At 71.5% G+C, this 2523-nt stretch carries 2 protein-coding genes and 1 pseudogene; all 3 read left to right on the top strand.

Annotated features, from left to right (window positions below):
• Positions 1–190, top strand: a pseudogene (locus tag ABDW35_RS35410) (hypothetical protein); the annotation flags it as partial.
• 11 nt (positions 191–201) lie between these two features.
• Positions 202–1524: a PQQ-binding-like beta-propeller repeat protein gene (locus tag ABDW35_RS35405; protein WP_343718527.1), complete on the top strand. Its 1323-nt coding sequence runs from the start codon at positions 202–204 to the stop codon at positions 1522–1524.
• Positions 1525–1538: 14 nt separating this feature from the next.
• Positions 1539–2523 (top strand): ribosome biogenesis GTPase Der (gene der / locus ABDW35_RS35400; RefSeq protein WP_343718526.1); only part of this gene is annotated, 985 nt, incomplete at its 3' end.

Below are 2523 nucleotides of genomic sequence, written 5' to 3'. Positions count from 1 at the left end.
GCTGGCGCCGCTGCCCGCCGACGGCGCCCCCTGGCGGGCCGAGGCGCGCGAGCTGCAGGGTCTGCTGGCCCTGCGCCAGAAGGATGCGGCCAAGGCCCGCGAGATCTTCGAGGCGCTGTCGAAGGACCCGGCCTCGTCCCCCGGCGTGCGCAGCCGGGCCGAACAGCTCCTCAGCATTTCGAGCAATTGAGGGACCACCCCATGCGGCGACGCCACCTGCTGCCCCGGATCTCCATCGTTGCGCTCGCCGGGTTCCTCAGCGCCTGCGGCTGGTTCAAGGATGACAAGACGCCCCTTCCGGGCGAGCGGATCCCCGTCATCAGCCGCACCGAAGGCCTGGAGCCCGCGGCCGATGCCGGTCAGCCGAGCGCGCTGCCGGCGGTGCGCAACGCCCCCGACTGGCGCAACCCGGGCGGCGCGGTCAACCACGTCAACGGCAACCTGGCGCTGAAGATCCCGTTCCAGCGGGCCTGGAGCAGCAGCATCGGCAGCGGCGACAGCAGCAGCACGGCCCTGCTGACCGGCCCGGTGATCGCCGACGGCAAGGTCTACATCACCGACGCCTCCGGCCGGCTGAACTCGTTCGACGCCGCCACCGGCCGTTCGAACTGGCGGGTGCGGGTGGCGGATCCGGAGCAGGACAGCGTGCCGATCGGCGGCGGCGCCGCCTATGCCGACGGCACGGTGTACGCCACCACCGGCTTCGGCGAGGCCGTGGCGGTCGACCCGAAGAATGGCGGCCTGATCTGGCGCACCAAGCTGGCCGGCCCGGTGCGCGGCGCGCCGACCGTGACCCAGGGCCGCCTGGTCGCCATCACCGTCGACAACCAGACCGAGGTGCTGGACGCCAAGACCGGCACCGAGGTGTGGAACCATGCCGGCATCACCGAGGCCTCGGCCCTGCTCGGCGGCGGCAGCGCCGCAGTCGACAACGGCGTGGTCGTGGTGCCCTATTCCTCCGGCGAGCTGTACGGCCTGCGCATCGAGAACGGCCGGCCGGCATGGTCGGCCGCGGTCGGCGGCGGCGCGGCCCGCACCGCGGGCGCCCTGGCCGGGCTGGCGGACATCACCGCCATGCCGGCGATCGACGGCGACCTGGTGGTCGCGGTCAGCCACGGCAACCAGGCGGTCGGCATCGACATGCGCTCCGGCGCCACGGTGTGGGAGCAGCCGATCAGCGGCACCCAGATGCCCTGGGTGGCCGGCGACACCGTCTATATGGTCTCGATCAACGGCATCGTCGTCGCCTTGGCCCGCAACACCGGCAAGGTGCGCTGGGTGCGCGAGCTGGACCGCTGGACCGACCCCGAGGACAAGGAAGGCCCGATCACCTGGACCGGCCCGGTCCTGGCCGGCGACACGCTGATCCTGGCCAGCTCGACCGGCAAGGGCGTGCTGATCTCGCCGAAGACCGGCGAGATCACCGGCCAATTCGAGACCGACGAGACGCGGATCGCCCCGGTGATCGCCGATGGAACGATGTATATTGTCAGCACAAGCGGTACCCTGACCGCCTATCGCTGAGCAGTCCTGAGCGCATGCCCTTCACCCTCGCCATCATCGGCCGGCCGAATGTCGGCAAGTCGACCCTGTTCAACCGCCTGGTGGGCAAGCGCACGGCGCTGGTCGACGACACGCCGGGGGTGACGCGCGACCGCCGCTTCGGCGACGGCCGGCTGGCCGATCTGAGCTTCCGGGTGATCGACACCGCTGGGCTGGAGGAGGCGTTCGACGACAGCCTCGAGGCGCGGATGCGGCAGCAGACCGAGGCGGCGCTGCGCGAGGCCGATGTCGCGCTGATGCTGATCGACGCCCGCGCCGGGGTGACGCCGCTGGACAAGCACTTCGCCCAGTGGCTGCGGCGCCAAGGCGGCAAGGTGCTGCTGCTGGCCAACAAATGCGAAGGCCGGGCCGCCGAGGCCGGGCTGCATGAGGCCTGGTCGCTGGGGCTGGGCGAGCCGATCGGCATCTCCGCCGCCCATGGCGAGGGACTGGTCGACCTGGTCGACGCGCTGCGGCCGCTGATGCCGGCCGAGGACGACGAGGCCTCCGCCGCCGCGGACGAGGAGGACGACGTCGCGCTCGAGGATGAGGGCGACAGCGATACGGTCGATCCGGAGCGCGACCTGGCGCGGCCGATCCGCCTCGCCATCATCGGCCGGCCGAATGCCGGCAAGTCGACCCTGATGAACGCCCTGCTGCGCGAGGAGCGGGTGCTGACCGGGCCCGAGGCCGGCATCACCCGCGACGCCATCGGGGTCGACTGGAGCTGGCGCGGCCAGGCCATCCACCTGGTCGACACCGCCGGCATGCGGCGCAAGGCGCGGATCGACAAGCACGACGACAAGATCGAGTTCATGTCGGTCGGCGAGACGCTGGAGACCATCCGCCTCGCCCATGTCTGCGTGCTGCTGCTGGATGCCGCGGCGATCCTGGACAAGCAGGACCTGACCATCGCCCGGCACGTGATCGAGGAAGGCCGCGCCCTGGTGATCGCGGTCAACAAATGGGATGCGGTCGAGG

This window comes from Inquilinus sp., from assembly GCF_039594555.1.
In the GTDB taxonomy this organism is placed as follows: Bacteria; Pseudomonadota; Alphaproteobacteria; order DSM-16000; family Inquilinaceae; genus Inquilinus.
Note: the sequence above shows the minus strand (reverse complement) of the source record. Positions and strands in the feature narration are given on the sequence as shown.